This window comes from Microtetraspora sp. NBRC 13810 (genome assembly GCF_030268685.1).
Lineage (GTDB): Bacteria > Actinomycetota > Actinomycetes > Streptosporangiales > Streptosporangiaceae > BSRQ01.
On sequence record NZ_BSRQ01000016.1, the window covers coordinates 86,833 to 109,982 of the forward strand.

General features: G+C 72.6%; 18 protein-coding genes and 1 pseudogene. 6 read left to right on the forward strand and 13 right to left on the reverse strand.

Going from position 1 to position 23,150, the window contains the following annotated elements; translation table 11 throughout:
• Positions 1 to 87 precede the first annotated feature (87 nt).
• Positions 88 to 1,449 (reverse strand): glutamine synthetase family protein, encoded by a 1,362-nt coding sequence (locus QSK26_RS28135; RefSeq protein ID WP_285778287.1) that lies wholly within the window; start codon positions 1,447 to 1,449, stop codon positions 88 to 90.
• Positions 1,450 to 1,657: 208 nt separating this feature from the next.
• Complete coding sequence (locus QSK26_RS28140) at positions 1,658 to 2,530, reverse strand: serine/threonine-protein kinase (RefSeq protein WP_285778288.1); 873 nt, start codon at positions 2,528 to 2,530, stop codon at positions 1,658 to 1,660.
• Between the two features lie 367 nt (positions 2,531 to 2,897).
• On the opposite strand from QSK26_RS28140, the gene QSK26_RS41910 reads away from it, so the two are divergent.
• The 3 genes from QSK26_RS41910 to QSK26_RS28160 all read left to right on the forward strand — a co-directional run bounded on the left by QSK26_RS41910 (position 2,898) and on the right by QSK26_RS28160 (position 8,794).
• On the forward strand, positions 2,898 to 4,598 hold the full coding sequence (locus QSK26_RS41910) for a BTAD domain-containing putative transcriptional regulator (protein ID WP_352244410.1): 1,701 nt from the start codon (positions 2,898 to 2,900) through the stop codon (positions 4,596 to 4,598).
• Between the two features lie 309 nt (positions 4,599 to 4,907).
• Complete coding sequence (locus tag QSK26_RS28155) at positions 4,908 to 6,962, forward strand: sensor histidine kinase (protein WP_285778289.1); 2,055 nt, start codon at positions 4,908 to 4,910, stop codon at positions 6,960 to 6,962.
• Between the two features lie 47 nt (positions 6,963 to 7,009).
• A complete protein-coding gene (locus QSK26_RS28160) occupies positions 7,010 to 8,794 on the forward strand; it encodes an NAD+ synthase (RefSeq protein ID WP_285778290.1) in 1,785 nt (594 codons plus the stop codon).
• A gap of 75 nt (positions 8,795 to 8,869) precedes the next feature.
• Here QSK26_RS28160 and QSK26_RS28165 read toward each other — a convergent pair whose 3' ends face one another.
• From QSK26_RS28165 to QSK26_RS28175, 3 genes are all read right to left on the reverse strand, one after another.
• Positions 8,870 to 9,481: a TetR/AcrR family transcriptional regulator gene (locus tag QSK26_RS28165; protein WP_285778291.1), complete on the reverse strand. Its 612-nt coding sequence runs from the start codon at positions 9,479 to 9,481 to the stop codon at positions 8,870 to 8,872.
• Between the two features lie 10 nt (positions 9,482 to 9,491).
• Positions 9,492 to 11,060, reverse strand: a complete 1,569-nt coding sequence (locus QSK26_RS28170) for an MFS transporter (protein WP_285778292.1) — start codon at positions 11,058 to 11,060, stop codon at positions 9,492 to 9,494.
• Positions 11,061 to 11,183: 123 nt separating this feature from the next.
• Complete coding sequence (locus QSK26_RS28175; protein WP_285778293.1) at positions 11,184 to 12,395, reverse strand: MFS transporter; 1,212 nt, start codon at positions 12,393 to 12,395, stop codon at positions 11,184 to 11,186.
• Positions 12,396 to 12,553: 158 nt separating this feature from the next.
• Here QSK26_RS28175 and panB point away from each other — a divergent pair, with 158 nt between their 5' ends.
• On the forward strand, positions 12,554 to 13,405 hold the full coding sequence (panB, locus tag QSK26_RS28180; protein WP_285778294.1) for a 3-methyl-2-oxobutanoate hydroxymethyltransferase: 852 nt from the start codon (positions 12,554 to 12,556) through the stop codon (positions 13,403 to 13,405).
• A gap of 94 nt (positions 13,406 to 13,499) precedes the next feature.
• Here panB and QSK26_RS28185 read toward each other — a convergent pair whose 3' ends face one another.
• The 3 genes and pseudogenes from QSK26_RS28185 to npdG form a co-directional block, all read right to left on the reverse strand.
• Positions 13,500 to 14,432: a threonine/serine dehydratase gene (locus QSK26_RS28185; RefSeq protein WP_285778295.1), complete on the reverse strand. Its 933-nt coding sequence runs from the start codon at positions 14,430 to 14,432 to the stop codon at positions 13,500 to 13,502.
• A 78-nt stretch (positions 14,433 to 14,510) separates the two neighbouring features.
• A complete protein-coding gene (locus tag QSK26_RS28190; protein WP_285778296.1) occupies positions 14,511 to 15,692 on the reverse strand; it encodes a trans-sulfuration enzyme family protein in 1,182 nt (393 codons plus the stop codon).
• A 62-nt stretch (positions 15,693 to 15,754) separates the two neighbouring features.
• A pseudogene (npdG, locus tag QSK26_RS28195) lies at positions 15,755 to 16,420 on the reverse strand (NADPH-dependent F420 reductase); the annotation flags it as partial.
• Between the two features lie 94 nt (positions 16,421 to 16,514).
• Here npdG and QSK26_RS28200 point away from each other — a divergent pair.
• The gene (locus tag QSK26_RS28200) at positions 16,515 to 17,099 is read left to right on the forward strand and encodes a hypothetical protein (RefSeq protein ID WP_285778297.1); all 585 of its coding nucleotides are present in this window, start codon (positions 16,515 to 16,517) and stop codon (positions 17,097 to 17,099) included.
• Positions 17,100 to 17,247: 148 nt separating this feature from the next.
• Here the strand turns inward: QSK26_RS28200 and QSK26_RS28205 are convergent, their stop codons facing one another.
• Complete coding sequence (locus QSK26_RS28205) at positions 17,248 to 17,427, reverse strand: hypothetical protein (protein ID WP_285778298.1); 180 nt, start codon at positions 17,425 to 17,427, stop codon at positions 17,248 to 17,250.
• A 41-nt stretch (positions 17,428 to 17,468) separates the two neighbouring features.
• Here QSK26_RS28205 and map point away from each other — a divergent pair, with 41 nt between their 5' ends.
• Positions 17,469 to 18,317, forward strand: a complete 849-nt coding sequence (map, locus tag QSK26_RS28210) for a type I methionyl aminopeptidase (RefSeq protein WP_285778299.1) — start codon at positions 17,469 to 17,471, stop codon at positions 18,315 to 18,317.
• 70 nt (positions 18,318 to 18,387) lie between these two features.
• Here map and QSK26_RS28215 read toward each other — a convergent pair whose 3' ends face one another.
• The 4 genes from QSK26_RS28215 to QSK26_RS28230 all read right to left on the reverse strand — a co-directional run bounded on the left by QSK26_RS28215 (position 18,388) and on the right by QSK26_RS28230 (position 23,009).
• On the reverse strand, positions 18,388 to 18,783 hold the full coding sequence (locus QSK26_RS28215) for a sensor histidine kinase (protein ID WP_285778300.1): 396 nt from the start codon (positions 18,781 to 18,783) through the stop codon (positions 18,388 to 18,390).
• A 216-nt stretch (positions 18,784 to 18,999) separates the two neighbouring features.
• Entirely contained in the window at positions 19,000 to 21,006 is a 2,007-nt protein-coding gene (locus tag QSK26_RS28220; protein ID WP_285778301.1) for a bifunctional copper resistance protein CopD/cytochrome c oxidase assembly protein, read from the reverse strand.
• The gene (locus QSK26_RS28225) at positions 21,003 to 21,569 is read right to left on the reverse strand and encodes a copper resistance CopC family protein (RefSeq protein WP_285778302.1); all 567 of its coding nucleotides are present in this window, start codon (positions 21,567 to 21,569) and stop codon (positions 21,003 to 21,005) included. Before QSK26_RS28225 ends, QSK26_RS28220 begins: the two co-directional genes overlap by 4 nt.
• 150 nt (positions 21,570 to 21,719) lie before the next feature.
• Entirely contained in the window at positions 21,720 to 23,009 is a 1,290-nt protein-coding gene (locus tag QSK26_RS28230) for a helix-turn-helix domain-containing protein (protein ID WP_285778303.1), read from the reverse strand.
• Between the last annotated feature and the right edge of the window lie 141 nt (positions 23,010 to 23,150).

The window sequence follows — 23,150 nt, forward strand, 5'->3', positions numbered from 1 at the left end:
GCCGGGCCCCGCGACGGCCCGGAGCGGACGTGAGGCCGGCCGCCCTGGCCGGCTTCACGTCCGCTCCGGGCCGGAAAAGGCCCGCGGCTACAGGATGGGCAGGTAGCGGCCGAGCTCGAACTCCGTGACCTGGCGGCGGTACTCGTGCCACTCGGCGCGCTTGTTGCGCAGGAAGTAGTCGAAGACGTGCTCGCCCAGGGTCTCGGCGACCAGCTCGCTGCGCTCCATCGCCATGATCGCCTCGTCCAGCGACTGCGGCAGCGGCTGGATGCCCAGCGCGCGCCGCTCGGCGCTGGTCAGGGCCCACACGTCGTCCTCGGCGCCGGGAGGCATCTCGTAGCCCTCCTCGATGCCCTTGAGCCCGGCGGCCAGGATCACCGCGAACGCGAGGTAGGGGTTGCACGCGGAGTCGAGCGAACGGAACTCGATGCGCGTCGAGCCGCCCTTGTGCGGCTTGTACATCGGCACCCGGACCAGCGCGGAGCGGTTGTTGTGGCCCCAGGAGATGTAGCTGGGCGCCTCACCGCCCTGCCCGGCGATGGCCTCGGAGCCGCCCCACAGCCGCTTGTAGGAGTTGACCCACTGGTTGCACACGGCGGTGATCTCGGCGGCGTGCCGGAGCAGCCCGCCGATGAACGAGCGGCCCACCTTGGACAGCTGGTAGTCGGCGCCCGGCTCGTAGAACGCGTTGCGGTCGCCCTCGAAGAGCGACATGTGGGTGTGCATGCCGGAACCGGGGTGCTCGGTGAACGGCTTGGGCATGAAGCTCGCCCACACCCCCGACTCCAGCGCCACCTCCTTCATGACCAGGCGGAAGGTCATGATGTTGTCGGCGGTGGTGAGCGCGTCGGCGTAACGCAGGTCGATCTCCTGCTGGCCGGGGGCGCCCTCGTGGTGGCTGTACTCCACCGAGATGCCCATCGACTCCAGCATCATGATCGCGTTGCGCCGGAAGTCGTGTCCCGAGCTGTGCGGGGTGTGGTCGAAGTAGCCGCCCGAGTCGATCGGCTCCGGCCGCTCCCCCGGCTCCGGCTTGCGCTTGAGCAGGAAGAACTCCACCTCGGGATGGGTGTAGAAGGTGAAGCCCATGTCGGCGGCCTTGGCCAGCGTGCGCTTGAGCACCCAGCGCGGGTCGGCGTGCGAGGGGGACCCGTCCGGCATGAGGATGTCGCAGAAGATCCGGGCCGCGCCCGGCGACTCGCTCCGCCACGGGATGATCTGGAAGGTGCCCGGATCCGGCTTGGCCAGCATGTCCGACTCGTAGACCCGGGCGAACCCCTGGATCGAGGAGCCGTCGAACCCGATCCCCTCGGCGAAGGCGCCCTCGAGCTCGGCGGGCGCGATGGCCACCGACTTGAGGAACCCGAGCACGTCGCTGAACCACAACCGGATGAACCGGATGTCGCGCTCCTCAAGGGTGCGCAGAACGAACTCCTGCTGGCGGTCCAAGGCATCTCCTTCGTGCGCTGCCGTGCTCAACCTCATTGTCATCGCGGTCAGCGGAAGACATGTCTGGTCGGCTACCAGTCTGCCCGCTTCGTGTTTCGCACACGTTACGGGGGGTCGCGGTGAGGAAGCCCCGTGAGCACCGGTTTCCGGTGATTCTAAGCCTTGTGCGGAGAGTCTCCGCCTACTCCCTGGCCGGCCGTTGGCGAAGTCAGTGCGCGCGTGTGACGCCGGGCGGCTGCCCGGGGAACCAGCCGCCGCGGCCGGGCCCTCGCGACAGCCGGTTCAGGTAGGCCAGGGCGTCGGCGGCGGACCACCGCTCCGACCGCTGTTTGCGGGTCAGGCCGGTGACGAGGGGGGCCAGCCGGTTGAGCCGGCGGGGTGGCGGCGGGTCCTGGTGCAGGATGGCCGAGAGCACGGCGGGCAGGTCGTCGCGGGCGAACGGCTGGTGCCCCTCCGCCGCCTGGTAGAGCGTCACCCCGACCGCCCACAGGTCGGAGGCGGCCGAGGCGCTCTCCCCCTGGATCCGCTCGGGCGCGAGGTAGGCGGGTGTGCCGACGAGCCGCCCGGACCCGGTGGGGTTCGCGGCGTGGGTGGCCGGCACGGACAGCCCGAAGTCGGTCAGCACGACCCGCTCACCGGTGATGAGGATGTTGGCCGGCTTCACGTCCCTGTGCACGATCCCGGCGGCGTGCGCCGTGGACAGCGCCTCCAGCACCCACGTGCCGATCGCTGCCACCGCGGCCTCCGGCAACGGCCCGTCCTGGATGGCGTGGCCGAGCGAACGCCCCCTGACCAGCTCCATGACGATCCACGGCAGCCCGTCCTCCTCCACCACGTCGTGCACGGTGATCACGCCGGGGTGGTTGAGCTGCGCGGCGAGCCTGGCCTCCCGGAGCGTACGGCGGAGCGCCGCGGCCCGCTCCGGCGGCGCGTAGGCGTTGCGCAGCTGCACCTGCTTGACCGCGACGGGGCGGTGCAGGAGCTGGTCGTGGGCGCGCCAGACGACGCCCATGCCTCCTTCGCCCAGGGGCTCCTGGAGCACGTAGCGACCGGCGAGCAAGCGCGGGGGATGCTCCGGCATGTGCAACCTAACGGCCCCCGGGGCCGTGAACATGGGCAATCACGCCTGGGAGTCTAACCAGGAGCCGGCTCCCGCCTGACGATCCCGGCGCGGGCACCGGTATGGAAGAGGAGGCCGCCCATCCCACCACGAGGCGTCCGATATGCCGCTGACCTGGCAGGAAGCCGTCGGGCCACCGGTTTGATCGGGCATTGATTCGTTGCGAATCGGTCGTCGCTAGCCTTCGGCGATATGTACCGCCAAAGCACGACAACCGGTTCCGGCGCCTGGGCGTCGTCATACCTTTTCAGGTCCGGCTGCCCGTACGCTGACCGCTGAAATGCTGACTTTTCATATTCTGGGGCCGTTTCAGGTCTGCCGTGACGGCGTGCCGCTCGACCTGGGCGGCCAGCGCCAGCGGGCGGTGCTGGCCCGGCTGCTGGTGGCCGGCGGGCGTGCCGTACCGGTGAACACGCTGATCGACGAGCTGTGGCCGGGGGAACCGCCCGCCCAGGCGCTGTCGACGATCCAGGGGTACGTCTCGCGGCTGCGCAGGGCCCTGGAGCCGGACCGCGCTCCGCGGGAGGAGGCCGGCGTGCTGGTCACCGCCCCGCCCGGCTACGCGCTGCGGGCCGAGACCGGCCAGGTGGACGCGTGGCGGTTCGAGTCGCTGGTCAGGTGGGAGGGGGCGCGAACGGAGGAGGACGGCGACGCGGCCGGCTGGGAGCGCATGGAGACCGCCCTCGGCCTGTGGCGCGGGCCGGCGCTCGCCGAGTTCGCCGACCTGATGTGGGCGGCCACCGAGTCGGGCCGTCTGGAGGAACTGCGCCTGGTCGCCCTGGAGCGACGGGCCGCGGCCGGGGTCGCGCTCGGCGGGTCCGCGTCCGTGGTGCCCGACCTCGAAGCGCACGCCACGGCCCATCCGCTCCGGGAGGAGGCGTGGCGGCTGCTGGCCCTCGCCCTCTACCGCGCGGGCCGCCAGGGCGACGCCCTGGGCGCGCTGCGCAGGGCCCGCACCCTGTGGCGCGACGAACTCGGCCTCGACCTCGGCACCACCCTCCGGCGCCTGGAAGCCGACATGCTCGCCCAGGCCCCCTACCTCGAAGGCCCTCACACCCCTCCCCCCACCGCCCCCACCCGTCCCACCTCCGCCCACGGCCCCACGGTCCCGGCCGCAACCGGACGCGACGGCGCGCCGGCGGACGCGCACGGGCACGGATGGCCGGACGGGCGCGCGGCCGGGCAGTACGGCGGACGCGGCGGGAACGGACCGGCGGGGGCGTATGGGGACGGACCGGCCGCGGGCGGGCACGGGGACGGACCGGCGGGTGCGTATGGAGACGGGCCGGCGGGCGGGCGAGCGGCTGGGCGGCATGGCGCTGGTGGGCCTGGGGGCGGGTACGGCGCGGGTGGGGCTGTCGTGGGGCGGGCGTTGCGGGTCGTGGTGGTGGACGACCAGGCGTTGGTGCGGACCGGGTTGCGGGTGATGCTGGACGCCCAGCCCGGCCTTGAGACGGCCGGCGAGGCGGAGGACGGCGAGCAGGCGATCGCCGTGGTCGGGCGGCTCCGTCCCGACCTCGTGCTGATGGACATCCAGATGCCCAGGCTCGACGGCCTCGCCGCGGCCAGGCGGCTTCTCGCGGACCCGGACCCGCCCAAAGTGATCATGATGACGACGTTCGGCACCGACGACAACCTTTATGCGGCCCTGCGTGCGGGGGTGAGCGGGTTCGTGTTGAAGACCTCCTCGCCCGAGCAGTTCGTCGCCGCCCTGCGCGCCGCCGCCGCGGGCGACGCCCTGATCGACCCGGCCGTCACGACCAGGCTGATCGCCGCGTTCGCCGGCCGCGCCGACCCTGCCGCGCCGCCCGCGCTGGCCGGGCTGTCCGACACCCGGCTCGACCTGCTCAAGCTGGTCGCGCGCGGCCTGACGAACCGCCAGATCGCCGCCACGCTCTCCGTCCCCGAGCAGACGGTCACCGAGTCGGTCGCCGAACTGCTGGACCGGCTCGGCCTGTTCGACCGGGCCCAGCTGGTCGTGGCGGCCTACGAGTCGGGCCTGGTCAACCCCGCCGCCTCCAGATCCTGAAACCGGCCCGCCATGCCCTCCATCCCCCACCCCCCGGCCACCCCGTCCCGTCTCTCCCCCACGACGACGGACAGCCGGGAAGGCGTCTCAGCGGGCGCCTCGGGCGGCATCTCGGCGGACAGCCCGGGAAGCGGCTCGGCGGGCGGCTTGGCGGGCAACCCGGGAGGCGGTCCGGAAAGCGTCTCAGCGGACGGTTCGGGAAGCGGCCCGGCGGGCAGCCCGGGAGGCGGTCCGGGAGGCGGTCCGGGAGGCGGCTTGGTGGGTGGCTTGGTTGGGTGGGGGTGGGCGTGGGGTGCCGGGCGTCGGGCGGTGAGTGTGCCGCGGGTGCTGGCCGTGGGGATGGCCGTGGTGTCGGTGGCGCTGGCGGTCTGCGGGATGGTGGCGACGGCGCGGCTGCCGGCCGCGTGGTTCCCCGACCCGCCGGCCTCGCCGGACAACGGGGCGGCGCTCACCTTCCCGATCGTCGGCGCCTTCCTCATCGTGCACCGCCCCCGGCTGGTCATGGCGTGGCTGATGTGCGCCGGCGGCCTGGCCACGGCGGTGAACGTCTTCGGCACCGGCCTGATGTTCCAGGCGGCCTCGGGCGGCGCGATGGAGGCGGCCGGGATCTGGCGGATCGTGGGCGTCGTCGGCTGGGCGGGCGGCGCCGCCGTACTCGCGTTGCTGCTTCCGCTGCTGTCGCCGGACGACCGGCTGCCCTCGCGCCGGTGGCGCCCGGTGGCCGTGCTGGGCACGGCGGCGATCGCCGTGGACGCGCTGTTGGTCGTCGTGCGGCCGACGCCGGACGCCGCGACCTACCGGTGGCCCTCGGTCATCCCCAACCCGCTCGCCGTGGACACCCTGGCGCCCTTCCACGCTCCAATGCTCGAGTGGCTGACGATCGTGATGTACGGCTTCGTGCTGCTGGCGCTGGTGTCGCTGGTGCTGCGCATGGTGCATGCGGGACCGGAGCTGCGCAGGCAGATCGGCTGGCCGCTGGCGACGTTCATGATCTACGTGGTCTGCCTGTTCGCCGGGCCGCGGTTCTGGGTGCTCGCGACCGTGTGGACGGCGCTGATCCCGCTGGTGATCACCTTCGCCGTGCTCAGGTACCGGCTCTACGGCATCAAGACCGTGATCAGCCGGACCGTCGTGGCCACCGGCCTGGTCGCCTCCGTCGGTGTCGTCTACTTCGGCGTGAGCGCGCTCACCAGCCTGTTCGTCTCCGGCTACGACCCGGCCGCCGGGCTCGTGGCGGCGCTGTTCGCGGGCGTGTTCTTCCAGCCGCTGCGCCGCGGCCTGCGCCGGTGGACCGACCTGATGCTGTACGGCAGGCACGGCGACCCGCAGGAGCTCGCGCGCAGGCTCACCCGTGAGGTGGGCGCGGCGGAGCCGGGGGATGCGCTGGCCGCAGTCGCCGCGGTGGCCCGCGACGGGCTCGGCGTGACCGGCGTCGCGGTCGAGGTCGCCGGCGCCGGCACCCGGGTCGAGCTGGGCCGGGCCGGTGGGCAGGGCGGGCGGGAGGTGCCGCTGGTGTGGCACGGGGAGCCGGTGGGCCGGATGCTGCTCGGGCCGCCGGGGCCGCGCAGGTTCGCCGCCGCGCACAACGACCGGCTCATCGCCGTCGTCACCCCCTACGTGGCCGACGTGGCGCACGCCGTGCTGATGTCGGCGAACCTCCAGCGTTCCAGGGAACGCATCCTGTCGGCGCGCGAGGAGGAACGCCGGCGGCTGCGCCGCGACCTGCACGACGGCCTGGGCCAGGCGCTCACCGCGATGTCGATGTCGCTCAACATCGCCCGGCTGCGGTTGCATGACGCGCCGTCCGACGCCGACCGGCTGCTGCTCGACCTGCGCAGCGGCATGGACACGGTCAGCCAGGAGATCCGGGACCTGGTCTACGGCCTGCGCCCGCCGAGCCTGGACGACCTCGGCCTGGCCGGCGCCGTACGCGCCCTCGCCGCGGAGCCGGGGCCGCCGGTGACCGTGGACACGCAGGACATCGAGGCCACCGCGGATGCCGGGAACGCCGGGAGCGCCGGGGACCTGCCGGCCGCGGTGGAGGTCGCCGCCTATCGGATCGTCCAGGAGGCCCTGACCAACGTGCGCAGGCACGCGCACGCGCGGTCGGCGGCCGTCTCGCTGCGCCGCGCGCGCCCGCCGGGCGCCCGGCACGCGCTCGTCGTACTGGTGTGCGACGACGGCAGGGGGCTGCCGGAGGGGCGCCGCGTCGGCGTCGGCACGGCCTCCATGCGCGAGCGCGCGGCCGAGCTCGGCGGCAGCTGCGTGATCTCCTCCCCGCCCGGGGGCGGCACCAGGGTGGAGGCGGTCCTCCCCCTGCCCGCCCTGGCGGCACCCCCTCCCACCAGGGACGTTTCCGCTTGACGGACGAGGTTCTGCCGCCCGGCGGGGTCCGTCATACAGTGGTCACCGTGACACACCTGCGAATTGCCCTGGCTCAGACCAATCCGACCGTCGGCGATCTGACGGCCAACGCCGGCATGCTCGTCGACTGGACGCGCCGGGCCGCGGAGCGCGGCGCCGAGCTCGTGGTGTTCACCGAGATGTTCCTCACCGGGTATCCGGTCGAGGACCTGGTGCTGCGCAACTCCTTCGTGGAGGCGTCGATCCAGGCGCTGGAGAGCGCCGCCCGGCGGCTCGCCGACGAGGGGCTCGGCGAGATCCCGGTCGTCGTGGGTTACGTGGACCGGGCGGGGCTCGCGCCGCGGGTCGGGCAGCCCAAGGGCGCCCCGCTGGACGCGGCGGCGCTGCTCCACCGGGGCGCCGTGGTCACCCGTACGGCGAAGCACCACCTGCCCAACTACGGCGTCTTCGATGAATACCGCTACTTCGTGCGCGGTGACCGGTTGCCCGTCTTCCGGCTGCACGGGGTGGACGTCGCCGTCGCGGTCTGCGAGGACCTGTGGCAGGAGGGCGGGCCGGTGTCGGTGGTCGCCCAGGCGGGCGCCGGGCTGATCGTGGTGCCGAACGCGTCGCCGTACGAGCGGGAGAAGGACGACGTCCGGCTGGAGCTCGTCGCGCGCAGGGCGCGGGAGGCCGGATGCGCGCTCGCGTACGTCAACCAGGTCGGCGGGCAGGACGAGCTGATCTTCGACGGCGACTCGATCGTGGTCGGCGCGGACGGTGAGCTGATCGCGCGGGCGGCGCAGTTCTGCGAGCAGTTGCTGATCGCCGACCTGGAGCTGCCGGAGGCCGCGCCGGACGCCGAGCCCGGCGAGCACCCGTTCACCGCGGGCGACGGGAGCACGATCACCGTGGAGCGCCTGCGCCTGGACGCCGCCCGCCCGGCCGCCCGGGAGCCTGAGCCGCCCGCGGTGGCCCGGCGGCTCGACGACCTGGAGGAGGTCTACTCCGCCCTGGTCCTCGGCGTGCGCGACTACGTCGCCAAGAACGGCTTCCAGTCGGTGATCCTCGGCCTGTCCGGCGGCATCGACTCCGCGCTGACCGCGACGATCGCGGCCGACGCCATCGGCCCGGAGCGGGTGCACGTCGTGCTGATGCCCTCCAGGCACTCCTCCGACCACTCGGTGAGCGACGCGCAGGAGCTGGTGGACCGGCAGGGGCTGCGGGCCAAGGTCGTGCCGATCGAGGGCATCGTGGACGCCTTCGAGAAGGAGATCGAGCTGAGCGGCCTGGCCGCCGAGAACCTCCAGGCCCGGGTGCGCGGCATGCTGCTGATGGGCCTGTCCAACGAGCACGGCCACCTGGTGCTCACCACCGGGAACAAGAGCGAGCTGGCCACCGGTTACTCCACCCTCTACGGCGACTCGGCGGGCGGCTTCGCGCCGATCAAGGACGTGTTCAAGACGACGGTCTGGGCGCTGTCGCGGTGGCGCAACGAGCAGCGCGGCGCGGGTGACTTCCTGTACGACTTCGGCGGCCCGCCCATCCCCGAGAACTCCATCGTCAAGGAACCCAGCGCCGAGCTGCGCCCCGACCAGCGCGACACCGACTCGCTGCCGCCGTACGAGGTGCTGGACCGGTTGCTCGACGACTACGTGGAGAAGGACATGGGCCGGGAGGAGCTGCTCGCCGCCGGGCACGATCCCGACCTGGTGGCCAGGGTGATCCGGCTGGTGGACCTGGCCGAGTACAAGCGGAGGCAGTATCCGCCGGGTCCGAAGATCACGCCGAAGAACTTCGGCAGGGACCGGCGGCTGCCCATCACCAACCGCTGGCGGGAGACGGCCTCCTGACCGTCCCCCGAGGGGCCTCCCGCGCCTGACCGTCCCCCGAGGGCCGCCCGCGAAGGGCGGCCCCGGCCGGTCCGTTCAGCGGCCGGCGAGACCGGCCATGAGCTCGTCGACGATGCGCTCGGCGAGGTCCTCCGGCAGGTCCTTGGCCTCGCGCACGCTCTTGAGCGACCACACCATGGCTCCGCCGATCACGGCCATGGCGATCTCGACGTCGATGTCGCGCCGGATCTCGCCGGTCTCCATGCCGCGGTGCAGCACGGCGCGCAGGGCCGCGCGGCGCGGCTCGACGGCGACCTCGTGGAAGCGCTCGGCCAGCCGCGGATGGCGGTCCTGCTCGCTCATCGCGATGTTCATCACGCAGCGGGTACGCGGGTTGCCCGACTCCTGGCGGATGACGTTGAGGTAGAGGATCAGGTCGTCCCGGACGGATGTGCCGGGGAAGGCGGGCAGCGGTGCCTTGAGCGCCGCCAGCGCGTCCACGACGAGGTCCTCCTTGTTGGACCACCGCCGGTAGATCGTCGTCTTGCCCACTCCGGCCCGTGTCGCTATCGCCTCGATGGACAGCTCGGAGACGCCGACACCCTCGCCGATCAGGTCGAGGACGGCGTCGATGATGGCCTGATCGGCCTTCGCGGAGCGGGGACGGCCCGCGGGCCGGGCCGTCCCTTCGACTGTTCCATACGTCATCATCGTGGGCTCACACTACCGCTGCTTCCCTCTCCTGATCCCGCGGAGTCGCCGATGCGGCGTGCGCGCCCTTCTCCTTGCCGGGCAGCCACACAGCCACCACGATCGCCCCCACCAGCGCGATCGCCGCGGAGACGAGCGCGGTGAGGTGCATGCCGTCGAGGAAGGCGCTCTTGGCGGCCTCGGCCAGCGCGAGACCGCGCGCTCCCATGGCCTCGGCGATGGGCATCGTGGCGGTGATGGACTCCGCCGCCGCGTGCCGCGCGTTCTCCGGCACGACGGTGAGCGCCGGCGCGATGCCGTCGCGGTAGCTGGCCGACAGCACCGACCCGAGGATGGCGACGCCAAGTGCCCCGGCGACCTGGCGGACCGTGTTGCTCATGGCCGAGCCGACGCCCGCCTTCTCCCTGGGCAGCGACTCCATGATCGTGGTCGTGGCCGGCGGCATGATGTTCGCCATGGCCGCGCCCTGGACGAAGAAGACCACCTCGATGACCCAGACCGACGTGTTCTCGTCCATCAGGGCGTAGCTGGCCAGGACCAGGGCGATGATCAGCATGCTGGCGGTGGCCGAGACCTTGCCGCCGAACCGCTGGATCATCCGCTGGCTCATCGGAGCGAAGATGATCTGGGCGGCGGCGAACGGGATCATCAGGGCTCCGGCCTCCAGCGCGCTGAAGCCCAGCACGATCTGCAGGTAGAAGACCAGGAAGAACATCCCGCCCATCATCGCGAAGAACACGATGCCGACCATGCCGATGGCGGTGGAGAACCTGGCGTTGGAGAAGTAGCGGACGTCGAAGGCGGGGTGGGCGATGCGCCGCTCGTACCAGACGAAGGCCGCGAGGACGGCGACGCCGGCCAGCGTGGGCACGAGCACCTGCGCGCTGGTCACGGTGGCGAGCTCGCCGCCGCGGATGATGCCGTAGGTGACGGCGACGAGGCCGACGATGGACAGCAGCACGCCCACCGGGTCGAGCTTGGAGGGGTTGGGGTCGCGCGACTCGGGCACGACCAGGCCGATCAGCACCATGCTGATCAGCACGACCGGCACGTTGATCAGGAAGACCGAGCCCCACCAGAAGTGCTCGATGAGCAGGCCGCCGGTGATCGGGCCGATCGCCACGGCGATGCCGACGCCGCCGGCCCAGATGCCGATGGCCTTGCCGCGCTCCTGCGGCGGGAAGACGTTGGAGATGATCGCCAGCGTGGCGGGCATGATGGCCGCGCCGCCCATGCCCATGAAGGCGCGGGCCACGACGAGCTGCATCGGGTCCTGCGCGTAGGCGCTGGCCAGTGAGGCGAGACCGAAGAGCACCATGCCGATGAAGAGCATCCGCTTGCGGCCGGTGCGGTCGCCGATGACGCCGAAGGTGAACAGCAGCCCCGCGAAGACCAGGGTGTAGGCGTTGATCGCCCACTCAAGCTGGCTCTGCGTGGCGCCGAGTCCGGCGACCGGGTCGGCGATGGTCTTCAGGGCGACGTTGAGGATGGTGTTGTCGAGCACCACGGCGAGCAGGCTGAAGACCAGCACGCCGAGGATCTGCCACCTTTTCGGGTGGCCGAGCTGCGGTTCCAAAGAAGGGTCCCCCCGGGAATTCGATACGCAATCGTTTCGCAACGCAAGCGTAGCGGATCCCACTTTCGATACGCAACCGTCCCGTTTCGAAATGCTGGGTGAACTATCCCTCACCATCCGGTTTCAGACCTGGACAGACTCCACGCCGGAGGTCACCACCGGCTCCGCGACCGGCCGCGCCCTGCGCCAGAACGGCCACGCCGCCAGCACGACCGCGCCGCCGACCAGGCCGGTCACCGCGAAGCCCCACGCCGGCCCGTGGGAGTCGAGGAGCCAGCCGGCGAACGGGCCGCCGCTCGCCACTCCCAGGGTCAGCGCGGTCGAGTGGAACCCCATCGCCTCGCCGCGCGCCACGGCGGGGACGCTCCGGCTCACCTGGTCGACGGTGGCCGACAGGGCCGGGGCGCACAGCAGGCCGGCGGGCAGCAGCGCCAGGCACAGCCATCCCCAGCCGCCGCCCGCCAGGCCGATCGGCACGGTGAGCGCGCACATCGCGCCGGACAGCGCCAGCGGCGAGAACCCGCGCGACAGCGTGCCGTACACGAAGCCGCCGGCCAGCGAATAGGCGCACCACAGGCCGATCACCAGACCGGACCACTCGGTGACGCCGCCGTCCAGCATGGTGGCCACCACCGCCAGCTCGGTCGCCGTGAGGGTGAACGTCAGCGCCGCGACCACGCACAGCAGCGCGACGAAACCCGGGGTCAGCCACTGCCTGCGCGGGACGGCGGCGCCGGACGGCTCGCCCTTCCCCGCCGAGCTTATGGGCGGGTTGAGCGCGAACAGCGCGACCCCGGACAGGACCGCGCCCACCCCCACGGACACCATCGTCCAGAAGCTGCCCAGCGAGGTCACCGCCACCGCCGCGACCGCCGGACCGATCATGTAGGACACCTCGACCGACATGGAGTCGAGCGCGAACCCCGGCCTGCGCCGCTCGGCCGGCACCATCGCCGCGATGCCCTGCCTGATCACGGTGAACACCGGGAGGGTCAGCAGACCCGCGAACGCGGCCGCGCCCAGCAGCACGAAATAGGGCAGGAACGGCGCGCTGACCCAGAAGACCAACTGGGCCACCGTGGTCACGACCAGCACGGCCCGCAGCCCCCGCCCGTCGATGAACCTGCCGACGAGCGGCGCCCCCGCGGCCGTGCCCAGCGTGACGACGGCGCCGACCAGGCTGGCCTGGGTCAGGCCGAGCCCCATCCCCTGGCTCACGTGCAGGGTGAGCGTGAGCCCCATCGCCGTGACCGGGATCCGCGCGAACACTCCGACCAGCAGCAACGCCCGCACGCCCGGCAGCGCCAGCACCTGCCGGTAAGGCTCCATACCCATGTGATTACTTACCTCCCCACGCATTGTGGCGTAGGGCACCGACAGAATCGCAACCGGATAAAGCGGGACCGGCGGGGTGTCACGGTCCAGCCGGTCGTGTCATCATCGAATCGTCCGGGGACGCCACAGGGGCGCCTCGAGACCTGGAGGGATCTGCGATGTCCTCTGCCACATCCGTTGCGTCCCCGTCGACCACGCTCTATGGCGGCGAGGGAAAGCGAAGGGTCACCGTCCGCGACGTCACCGCCGCCAAGGAGCGGGGCGAGCGGTGGCCGATGGTCACCGCCTACGACGCGATGACCGCCCGGGTCTTCGACGAGGCCGGCATCCCGGTGCTGCTCGTCGGCGACTCCGCCGCCATGGTCGTCTACGGCTACGACTCCACGCTTCCCGTCTCGGTGGACGACCTCATCCCGCTCACCGCGGCCGTGGTGCGCGGCTCCACCCGGGCCATGGTCGTCGCCGACCTGCCGTTCGGGTCCTACCAGGCGTCTCCCGAGCAGGCGCTGGCGTCCGCGGCCCGGTTCATGAAGGAAGCCGGCGCGCACGCGGTCAAGCTCGAAGGCGGCCGCCGGGTGCTGCCGCAGGTCGAGGCGCTCGTCGCGGCCGGCATCCCGGTGATGGCCCACCTGGGGCTGACCCCCCAGTCGGTCAACGCCTTCGGCGGTTACCGCGTGCAGGGACGCGGGCAGTCCGGCGACGAGCTGCTGGCCGACGCCAAGGCCCTGGAGCACGCGGGCGCGTTCTCCGTCGTGCTGGAGTGCGTGCCGGCCGAGCTGGCCAGGCGGGTGACGGCCGCCCTGTCCATGCCGACCATCGGCATCGGCGCCGGACCCGACTGCGACGCCCAGGTGCTGGTCTGGCAGGACCTCATGGGGCTGACCGCGCAGCCGGCGAAGTTCGTCAAGAAGTACGCCGACCTCGCGGGCGAGATGGACCGGGCGGTCCGCACCTTCGCCGACGAGGTCACCTCCGGCGCCTTCCCCACCCCCGAGCACAGCTACCGCTGACCGCCCGCACCGGCCCGCCACCCGCGTCAAACCGGCGTGGCGGGCCGGTGCAGGCCCCGCACGGCACGACCGGGGGCGGCGGGCCGACGCGAGGTCAGGCCAGCGTGGCTGGATCGGTGTTGGCTCCGCACAGCACGACCGCGACCCGCTCGCCCGGCCGCGGCCGGTAGACCCCGGACAGCAGGGCCGCGTACGCGGCGGCGCCGGCCGGCTCGACCGCGATCCGGTGGGCGCGCCACAGCTCCGCGCGCGCCGCCACGATCGCGTCGTCGGTCACCAGCAGCGACCCGACACCCGCCCGCCGCACCAGCTCGAAGGCGAGCCCGCCGACACGGGTGGCGCCCAGCGCGTCGGCGGCGACCCCGCCCACCTCGACGTCGACCGGTCGGCCCGCCGCGAGGGCCCGCTCCAGCGTGGGGATGCGCTCCGGCTCGACGGCGACGACGGCCGCCTTGTCCGCCACCGCCGCCGTGACGCCCGCGATCAGCCCGCCGCCGCCGACGGCGACCAGGATCGTGTCCACCCCGCCCGCCTGCTCCAGCAGCTCGGCGCCGACGGTGCCCTGCCCGGCGACCACGTCGGGATGGTCGTAGGCGTGCACCTCCAGCGCGCCGGTCAGCGCGGCCCGCGCCCGGGAGGCGGCGTAGGCGTCGGAGTAGACGGCGCCGGTCTGCGTCACCTCGGCGCCCAGCGCGCGCAGGCCCGCGACCTTCACCTCACCGGTCACCTCGGGCACGAAGATCTCCGCCCGGACGCCCAGCGAGCGGGCCACGTGGGCGACGGCGAGCCCGTGGTTGCCGCCGCTGGCCGCGATGACCCCGCCCGCCGGCGCCTCGCCCGCCTCCCGGGCCGCGAGCACCCGGTTGAACGCGCCGCGCGCCTTGAACGAGCCCGCGTGCTGGAGGAACTCCAGCTTGAACAGCACCCCCGGCTCCGCCTCCAGCACGGGGGTCCGGCGGGCGTGCCCGCCGATCCGCTCCGCGGCCCGCTCGACATCCGCGCGGGTCACCGTCACACCCTCAGCCATGTCCACCGCCATATCCCACCGCCCTGTCCACCGCCATGCTCTCTGTCACACCCGCCGCCTTCCCCGGTGTCCGCATCCTCAGGAAGACTGCGCCAGCGCCTGCTCGAAGTCGGCCCACAGGTCCTCCACGTGCTCGATGCCGACGGCCACCCGCACGGTACCCTCCCCGATGCCCGAACGCAGAAGCTCCTCGGCCGTCAGGGCGCGGTGCGAGGTGGTCGCCGGGTGCAGGATCAGGGTCTCCACGCCGCCGAGGGAGGGAGCCAGCAGCGCCAGCCGTACGGCGCTCATGAACTTCTCGCCCGCCGGGCGCCCGCCGGCCAGGTCGAAGGAGAACACGCCGCCGAAGTCGGGCAGCAGCCTCGTCGCCACCTGGTGCGAGGGGTGGCTCGGCAGGCCCGGCCAGTGCACGGCGGTCACGGCGGGATGCTCGGCGAGGCGGGTGGCCAGCACCCTGGTGTTGTGGCAGTGCCGTTCCATCCGCAGCGACAGCGTCTGCATGCCGCGCAGGGTGAGCCAGGCGGCGAACGGGTCGGGGGTCGCGCCCAGCTCGACGGAGAAGGACCAGACCCTGCGGTAGAGCTCGTCGGAGGCGAAGACCGCGATGCCGCCGAGTACGTCGGTGTGCCCGCTGAGGTACTTCGTCGTGGAGTGCACCACGATGTCGGCGCCGTGCTCGATCGGGCGGCACAGGACGGGCGAGGCGAAGGTGTTGTCCACCACCGAGACGAGACCGGCCTCCTTGGCCGCCGCGCACATCGCGGGCAGGTCGGCCACCTGGGTCACCGGGTTGGCGATCGTCTCCAGGTAGAGCACCCGGGTCTGCGGGGTCACCGCCGCGCGGACCGCCTCCGGGTCGTCCTCCGGCACGTACGTCACCGACACGCCGAACCGCCTGACCAGATCGGTCAGGGTGGTGGACGTGCCGCCGTACACGGCACGCTGGGCGATCACATGGTCGCCCGGCTTGAGCAGGGCGAACAGCACCGAGTTGATGGCCCCCATGCCCGACCCGGCCGCCACCGCGCCGACGCCCCCCTCTAGCCCGGCCACCGCCTCCTCCAGGGAGCGGACGGTGGGGTTGCTCAGGCGGCCGTAGACGTACGCGCCGTCGGGGCGTCCCATCCCGTCGGCGAAGACGGCCGGGTCGTCGAAGACGAAGCCCGAGGTCTGGTAGATCGGGACCGTGATCGGCCGGGAACCCTCCATGACGGGCTGGGGGAGGTGGACGGCACGGGTTTCAGGACGGAGTTCGCTCATGGGCCAAGGATGGCCCGGGGCCGGAAGCGGTTTCGCACCGGGTAGCCCGTTTCCGGCCGCGGTCAGACGTCGGTGACCCGGAATCCGGCGTGCGCCTTGTAGCGGCGGTTGATGGAGATCAGGTTGGCGGTGAACGCCTCGACCTGGTGGGCGTTGCGCAGCCGCCCGCCGTAGATGCCGCGGACGCCGGGGATGCGGCCGGCCAGCGCCTGCACGGTGTCGGTGGCCTCGCGGTCGTCGCCGAGCACCAGCACGTCGAGCTCCACCCGCTCGACCTCCGGGTCGAGCAGCAGCACGGCCGAGACGTGGTGGAAGGCGGCGACGACCCTGCTGTCCGGGAGCACGGCGGCGGCCTGCTGGGCGGCGCTGCCCTCCTCGACCGGCAGCGCGTAGGCGCCCTGCTTGTCGAAGCCCAACGGGTTGACGCAGTCGATCACGATCTTGCCGGCCAGCTGCTCGCGCAGCGACTCCAGGGTCGCCTTGTGGCCCTCCCACGGCACGGCGACGATCACGATGTCGGCCTCGGCGGCCACCTCGGCGTTGCCCGCGCCCCCGACGTCCAGGCCGAGCGAGTCGGCCGCCTCCTGCGCGCGCTCGGCGCTGCGCGAGCCGATCAGCACCCGCTGTCCCGCCAGGGCGAACCTGCGTGCCAGGCCCTTGCCCTGATCGCCCGTGCCCCCGAGAATCCCCAGGGTCACGCCCTCGATGGCGTTCTCCGTCACGCTCCACTCCCCTTCAGCCGCGACCGACCTGACACGGCCAGATCATGCCAGCCGTCGGAACACCGGACGATACCGGGGTCGCTGGGGCACGATGGAGCGCATGGACGCTTCCTCGGTGGCCCTGCTGCGCGAGGTGCTGGCTCCCACCGGCTGGGTGGAGCGCACCCGGGAGTTCGGGCTGGCGCTGCGCGCGACCCGCTCGCCCGGCGGCCTGCTCCTGGTCGGCACGCCCGAGGAGGAGCCCTGGCACCTCACCGCGCACCTGGACGAGGAGGCGCGGCTGGCCGGGCTGCCGCAGCTCACGCCCACCCTGGTCCGCTGGTCGGTGCCGGCCGGGGCGCCGCGGCACCTGAGCGTCGGCATGGAGCGGCTGCGGGAGGCGCGCCGCGGCGAGACGCTCTTCGTCGTGGCCGAGCGGCGGGCTCCGGTGCCGCTGCTGGAACGGGTGGACGACGCGCGGCGCATCGGGGCCACCATCCTCGCCCTGGACGGCGGCGACCCCGAGCTGGAAGGGCTCGCGCACGACGCCCTCACGGTCCCCGAGCGCGCCCCGCTCTCCTTCGACGGCGCACAGCACCTCGTCGGCGCCGCCGCGGCCGAGCCCGCCAGGGCCACCCCGCGCGGCCTGCGCGCCCGCCTCGCCCGCCTCCTCGACCAGGTCAGCGGCCCGCACGTGCCGGACTGACGGGCGGGCCGCCGAACGCCGCTGCCCGCCGGGACGGCGGTTGACGGACGGCATCGGTGAACGCCGCTGCTCGCCGGGACGGCAGTTGACGGGCGGCGTCGGTGCACGGCCACTGCCCGCCGGGACGGCGGTTGAGGGATCTCGCGGTCTAGTCTCCGTCCCAGTCCTTGTCCCCGGACCGCCACGCCTTGTTGCGCTCGGCCGCCGTCTTCAGGGCGTCGGCCGCGGCCTCACGCGTCTCGTAGGGGCCCATGCGATCCTTGTTGGGGCAGCCCTCGTCGGGCTCGACACGCATGTGCTTCAGGCAGAACCACCAGTCACCGGTCACGGCTCAATCCTGCCCGCCCCGGGGCGCAATAGACTTGCCGCATGACGACACTCCTCCAGCCTGGGCGGATCTCGCCCACCCGCAAGGTCCCCGCCCACATCCAGCGGCCGGAGTACGTCGGAAAGAAGTCGCCCCGCACCGGCGAGCCCGATGTCAAGTCTCCCGAGCTCATCGAGCTGATGCGCGTCGCGGGCAGGCTCGCGGGCCAGGCGCTGGAAGAGGTCGGCAGGCACGTCGCGCCCGGTGTCACCACCGACGAGCTCGACCGCGTCGGCCACGAGTTCCTGTGCGACCACGGCGCCTATCCGAGCACGCTGGGCTACCGCGGCTATCCCAAGTCGCTGTGCACCTCGATCAACGAGGTGATCTGCCACGGCATCCCGGACGACACGGTGCTGCGCGACGGCGACATCGTCAACATCGACATCACCGCCTTCATCGGCGGCGTGCACGGCGACACCGACGCCACCTTCCTGGTCGGCGACGTGGACGAGGAGTCCAGGCTGCTCGTCGAGCGCACCAGGGAGGCGACCAACCGGGCCATCAAGGCGGTCGCGCCCGGCCGCCGGCTCAACGTCGTGGGCCGGGTGATCGAGGCGTACGCCAAGCGGTTCGGCTACGGGGTCGTCCGCGACTTCACCGGTCACGGGATCGGCACGACGTTCCACTCCGGGCTCATCGTGCCGCACTACGACGATCCGTCGCTGGACGTGACGCTGGTGCCGGGCATGACGTTCACCATCGAGCCGATGCTCACCCTGGGCACGATCGAGTACGACATCTGGCCCGACGGCTGGACCGCCGTGACCAAGGACCGCCGGCGGACCGCGCAGTTCGAGCACACCATCCTGGTCACCGACTCGGGCCACGAGGTCCTCACCCTGCCGTGAACCCCGCGCAGTGAACCCCAGGCCGTGAACCCCAGGCCGTGAACCCGGGCTGTGCCCCCGGGCCGCGGGCTCAGCGGCCGGACAGGTGGGGGATCACGCCGGTGACGGTGGTGCCCGCGCCGAGCGTGCCGGTCACGCTGAGCGTGCCGCCCAGCTCGGCGAAGGCGGCGCGCATCGCGTCGATGCCGCGGCCGGTGGCCTGGTCGATGAAGCCCTGGCCGTCGTCGCTGACCGTCATCCGCAGCCCGGAGCGGGACAGCGTGACGGCGACCGACACCAGGTGCGCCCCGCTGTGCCGCTCCACGTTGGACAGCGCCTCGCCGAACGCGGCCATCACCGCGCGGGTGACCTGCGGCGGGACGTTGCCCTCCGGCAGTGCCCACGTCTCGACCGTGATGCCGGTGTCCCGCGACCAGCGGGTCAGCGTGTCCTCCAGCGCCTCGGCCAGGCTCCGCCCCCCGCGCATACGCGTATTCTCGACCACAGCGTCCACGCCTTTCTGAGCACCGAGGGCATCGCCGCTTGCTGCGAGCGAACATCGCTCCCGGCCGACGCCACCGAAGATCACAGGACGACGCACCGCGAGCGACGCCGTGTTACCGATGCTCCTGTCCCCCAACGGCAAGATTACCCGGCGGCCAGCCGCGATTCGGCGGAAGGATAGTGATCCGTAGCCAACGGGCTACTCCGCGCGATCCGCGGCCCCCCGGTCCCTCCTGTTCAGCTCGGCGAGGTAGTCGTTGTAGGCGTCGAGGTTGGCGTCGCCGGTGCCGCCGGAGCGGGCCGCGATCGCGTCGGCCCTGCGGTCGGCGGTCCGCGCCTTGCGCGAGTCGTCCTGCCACCACTGGATGGACAGCGCGATGAGCACGATCAGCGTCGGGATCTCCCCGAACCCCCAGGCGATGGCGCCGCCCGCCTGCTGGTCGGCCACCTGCGAGGCCCCCCAGGTACGGCCGAGCTGGTCGTACCAGTCGGCGGCGAGGACGGTGCTCATCATCATCAGCGCGATGCCGAAGAACGCGTGGAAGGGCATCGTGACGAAGAGCGTGACCAGCCGCCCGACGTGCGGCAGCTTGAACGGCGCCGGGTCCACCCCGATGATGATCCAGAAGAACAGCGAGCCGCTGAGCAGGAAGTGCAGGGTCATCGTGATGTGCCCGAGGTGCTCTTCCATCGCCGCGGCGAACAGCGGCGTGAAGTACAGCGCGTAGGTCGACACGATGAAGATCGCCGTGGCGACGATCGGGTGGGCGAGGACCCGGACGACCCTGCTGTGCAGGATCACGGTGATCCACTCGCGCGGCCCCCGGTCACCGCGCCGCGCCGCGGGCCTGAGCGCGCGCAGCGCGAGCGTCACCGGCGCGCCGAGCACCAGGAAGATCGGCACCAGCATGGACAGCGTCATGTGCTCGACCATGTGCACGCTGAAGAGCACCTGCGCGTAGCGGGAGACGCCGCTCTGGGTGGCGATCACCAGGATGACCACGCCGACGAGCCAGGCGACGGTACGGCCGGGCGGCCAGGAGTCGCCGCGCCGCCGCAGCCGGACGACGCCGGCGAGGTACAGGCCGCCCAGGAGCACCGCGATGAGCCCGAAGAACAGGTCGAACCACCACAGGGAGACCAGGTTGGCCAGCGAGATCGGCGGCGGGACCGGGTAGCCGAGCAGCTCGAAGGCGCGGTCGGCGGGCAGCGTCACCACCGGCGGGGCGGTCCGTGCCAGGGCCACCGCGACGCCCATGGCCGCGGCCATGACCACGATCTCGCCCGAGGCCAGCCGCAGGAACGCGCCCTGACCGCCCTTCTCCAGGGCGGGCAGGGTGCGCCGCCGGTGCCACCAGCCGAGCACGCCGAGCACCGCGAACAGCGCGGTCTTGGCCAGGACCAGGAGGCCGTAGGGGGTGGTGAACACCTCGGAGACGTAGGAGAGCCTGGCCAGCACGCTGAACAGGCCGGTCAGGCCGAGCCCGATGTAGCACCACAGCGCCATCCGGGAGAAGCGCGCCGCGGCGATGTCCAGTTGCGGGCGCTTCAGCAGCGCGTGCGCGCAGAGCACCGCGAGGCCGCCCACCCACAGCGCGAGCACGATCAGGTGCAGGGCGACGCCGCTGGTGGCCATCGAGTGGTTGGGCGAGGAGGCGGAGTGGCCGGTGAGCGCGGGCGGCAGCAGCGTGGCCAGGGCCAGCACGAGCAGGCCGCCGGCGGCCCCCACGGTGATCGCCCCGCGGGAGAACAGCGCGATCGCCACCGCGAACAGCACCACCAGGGTGAGCGCGATGCCCTGGGAGACCTGGCTGGCGAAGCTGGTCAGCTCGTTGCCGCCGAGCACCTCGCTCACCGGCAGGCCGAGCACCTCCGACAGGGTGAACAGCATCGTGAGCCCGCTGAAGGCGGCCCAGGCGAGCGCGGTCCAGGAGGCGGCCTTCACGTAGCCGAGCGCGGCCTTGCCGAGCAGGCCCTTGTCGCTGGGCAGCAGGGCGGTGGCCGCCAGCAGCAGGCCGACGGTGAGCACGCCGGTGCCGTCCATGCCCATCTTGGACAGCGGCAGGGCCCACCGGGTGAGGGTGCCCTCGTCGGGCAGGCCGGGGATGATGCGGGGGGTGGCGGCGCCACCGAGGAACATCGCGGCGATCAGGGCCGCGACTGCGGCGGCCACCGCGGCGAGCGCCAGACGCGCGCTTCTGGTCACCGCTTCTTGTTTCTCAGGCTGAAGAACATTCCGATCCCGATCCCGATGAGGGCGCCGACCACGATCCACAGCCAGCCGGGCAGGCCGCCGTCCTGCTCCTCGCCGGAGACCGGCGTGACCGCCGGGGCGTTACCGGCGGCGGGCGGGGGGTTGCCCGCGGACGGCGTGATGGCCGCCGCGGGGGCCGGCCCGGCGGACGATCCGACGACGGTGAAGGGGATCTCGCCCTCCACCGGGTGGCCGTCGGAGGAGACGATCCGGTAGGCGACGGTGTACTTCCCCGGAGGCAGCGGCCCGTCGAGCTCCTGGGTCACCACCGGGCCGTCGACCTCGGGCCTGCCGCTCTCGTGCCGGTCGCCGCCGGCCCCGGTGACCACGACCGCGGGGAAGGTCACATGCGCCGAGAACTCCAGCGTGACCTTGTCCACGCTCGGCACCTGCGCGTTCTTCGCGGGGTCGCTGCGCTTGAGCGAGTCGTGGGCGAGGGCCGGGGTGGCGAGGAGGGGAAGCAGGGAGAGTGCGGCGAGGAGCGCGAGCACGGCGCCGATCGGGGAAGTCTTCATGACACCCCCAAGGCTACCGACGCCTGCCCCCGGTCCGGACCTCGCGCCACCCCTGGGCGCGGCGCCGCCCACTCCGCGGGGAGCGGGCGGCGCCGCGCACGGGTGCCGGACCAGAGACGCGGGTGCCGGACCAGAGACGCGGGTGCCGGGCTAGAGACCGGCGCTGGTCAAGGCCCGCTGGTAGGCGTCCACGCTCGCCCTGCGCTCGTCGAGCTTGCCCAGCACCTCGGCCACGGCCCGCCAGCCCTCGGCGGCGCGACCGGCCGGCGTGACGCTCTCCAGGGAGTGCTTGACGGTGCCGATCGCCTCCTTGGCGTCGAGGCTCCGGCCGAGTCCCGCCTGCGCGCCGGCCAGCAGGAGGTGGGCGTCGACGTCCAGCGCGTTCGTACTGGTGGGGACCAGCTCGCGCGCGGTGGCCGCGTGGCGCACGACTTCTTCGAGATTGCCCAGAATGAACTCCGCCTTGGCCAGCCCCAGCTCGCACCGGGCGCGGTCGGCGATGCTCGCCGAGGACTCGGCCAGCTCACGCTGCGAGCGCAACAGCGCCTCGCGGCAGCTCGCCGCCTCCGCGGGCTTGATCCGCAGCCGCAGCATGGTGTAGGCCAGCCGGACCCGGGCGAGGTTGCGCGGCTCGCCGTTCTCGGAGTGCACGGCGAGCGCCCGCGCGGCGAGGGTCAGCGACTCGTCGCCCTGTCCGGTGACCTCGGCCACGATGGCGGCGTTCCAGCAGGCCGCGACCGTGGCACGCGGGGTGCCGAGCAGGTCGGCGGCGGCCAGCAGCTCCGCGGAGAACTGCCTGGCGCGCAGCAGGTCGCCCCGCGACACGTAGGCGCCGAGCAGGGTGGCGCCCAGCTCGACCAGCTCGTCGGTCCAGGCGGGGCGGGCCGGGCCGGTCAGGATCTGCTCGCCGACCTGGACGGCGGCGGCGAGGTCGCCGCGCTCCCGGTAGCACCGGGACAGGGCGATGACCACCGCGATCTGGCGCTCCGGCGTCATGGAGTCGCCGGCCGAGGCGCGCAGGCCGTTCAGCGTGGCGACCGCGGCGTCGAGATCGCCGCATGCCTCCATGGCGAGGGCCAGGCCGAACTCCGCGTCCTGCCGCAGCGGGGCGAGCCCGACGAGGCTGTTGTCGGCGACCAGCTCGGTGTAGCGCCGGCGGGCCTCGCTCACCTCGCCGTTCTCCAGGGCCATGCGGGCGTAGCCGAGCTCCAGCTCCAGCTCCAGCATCTGCTCGGCGGTCACCCCGTTGAGAAGATAGCTGAGAGAGCAGTCGAGCTTCACCGCGAGCAATTCGAGCACCGCCTGAGTTGGCGTTCGCTTCCCGCTCTCGATAAGAGATACATAGCTGTCCGACAGCTCCGGATGAGCGAGCTGGGCCTGTGATAGGCCACGTTGGCGGCGGATCGTTTTGATGCGCTGGCCCACTAGATCTTGACTCACCGGAACCCCTTGGAACAATGTCGTCGAACAAAGACCAGTGACTGGAGCCTTACCATGCGTCGACGCCTGACCCTGTCTGCTCTAGCCGTGATGATGGCGGCCGCATTTGCCGTCGGGGCTAATGCTACGGCGGCGGAAGCC

Excerpts from the sequence above, each read along its gene's own strand:
- QSK26_RS28140 (WP_285778288.1), bottom strand. The coding sequence starts at position 2,530 with ATGCCGGAGCATCCCCCGCGCTTGCTCGCCGGTCGCTACGTGCTCCAG.
- QSK26_RS28165 (WP_285778291.1), bottom strand. The coding sequence starts at position 9,481 with ATGACGTATGGAACAGTCGAAGGGACGGCCCGGCCCGCGGGCCGTCCC.
- QSK26_RS28175 (WP_285778293.1), bottom strand. The coding sequence starts at position 12,395 with ATGGGTATGGAGCCTTACCGGCAGGTGCTGGCGCTGCCGGGCGTGCGG.
- panB (WP_285778294.1), top strand. The coding sequence starts at position 12,554 with ATGTCCTCTGCCACATCCGTTGCGTCCCCGTCGACCACGCTCTATGGC.
- QSK26_RS28185 (WP_285778295.1), bottom strand. The coding sequence starts at position 14,432 with ATGGCTGAGGGTGTGACGGTGACCCGCGCGGATGTCGAGCGGGCCGCG.
- QSK26_RS28190 (WP_285778296.1), bottom strand. The coding sequence starts at position 15,692 with ATGAGCGAACTCCGTCCTGAAACCCGTGCCGTCCACCTCCCCCAGCCC.
- QSK26_RS28200 (WP_285778297.1), top strand. The coding sequence starts at position 16,515 with ATGGACGCTTCCTCGGTGGCCCTGCTGCGCGAGGTGCTGGCTCCCACC.
- map (WP_285778299.1), top strand. The coding sequence starts at position 17,469 with ATGACGACACTCCTCCAGCCTGGGCGGATCTCGCCCACCCGCAAGGTC.
- QSK26_RS28215 (WP_285778300.1), bottom strand. The coding sequence starts at position 18,783 with ATGCGCGGGGGGCGGAGCCTGGCCGAGGCGCTGGAGGACACGCTGACC.
- QSK26_RS28225 (WP_285778302.1), bottom strand. The coding sequence starts at position 21,569 with ATGAAGACTTCCCCGATCGGCGCCGTGCTCGCGCTCCTCGCCGCACTC.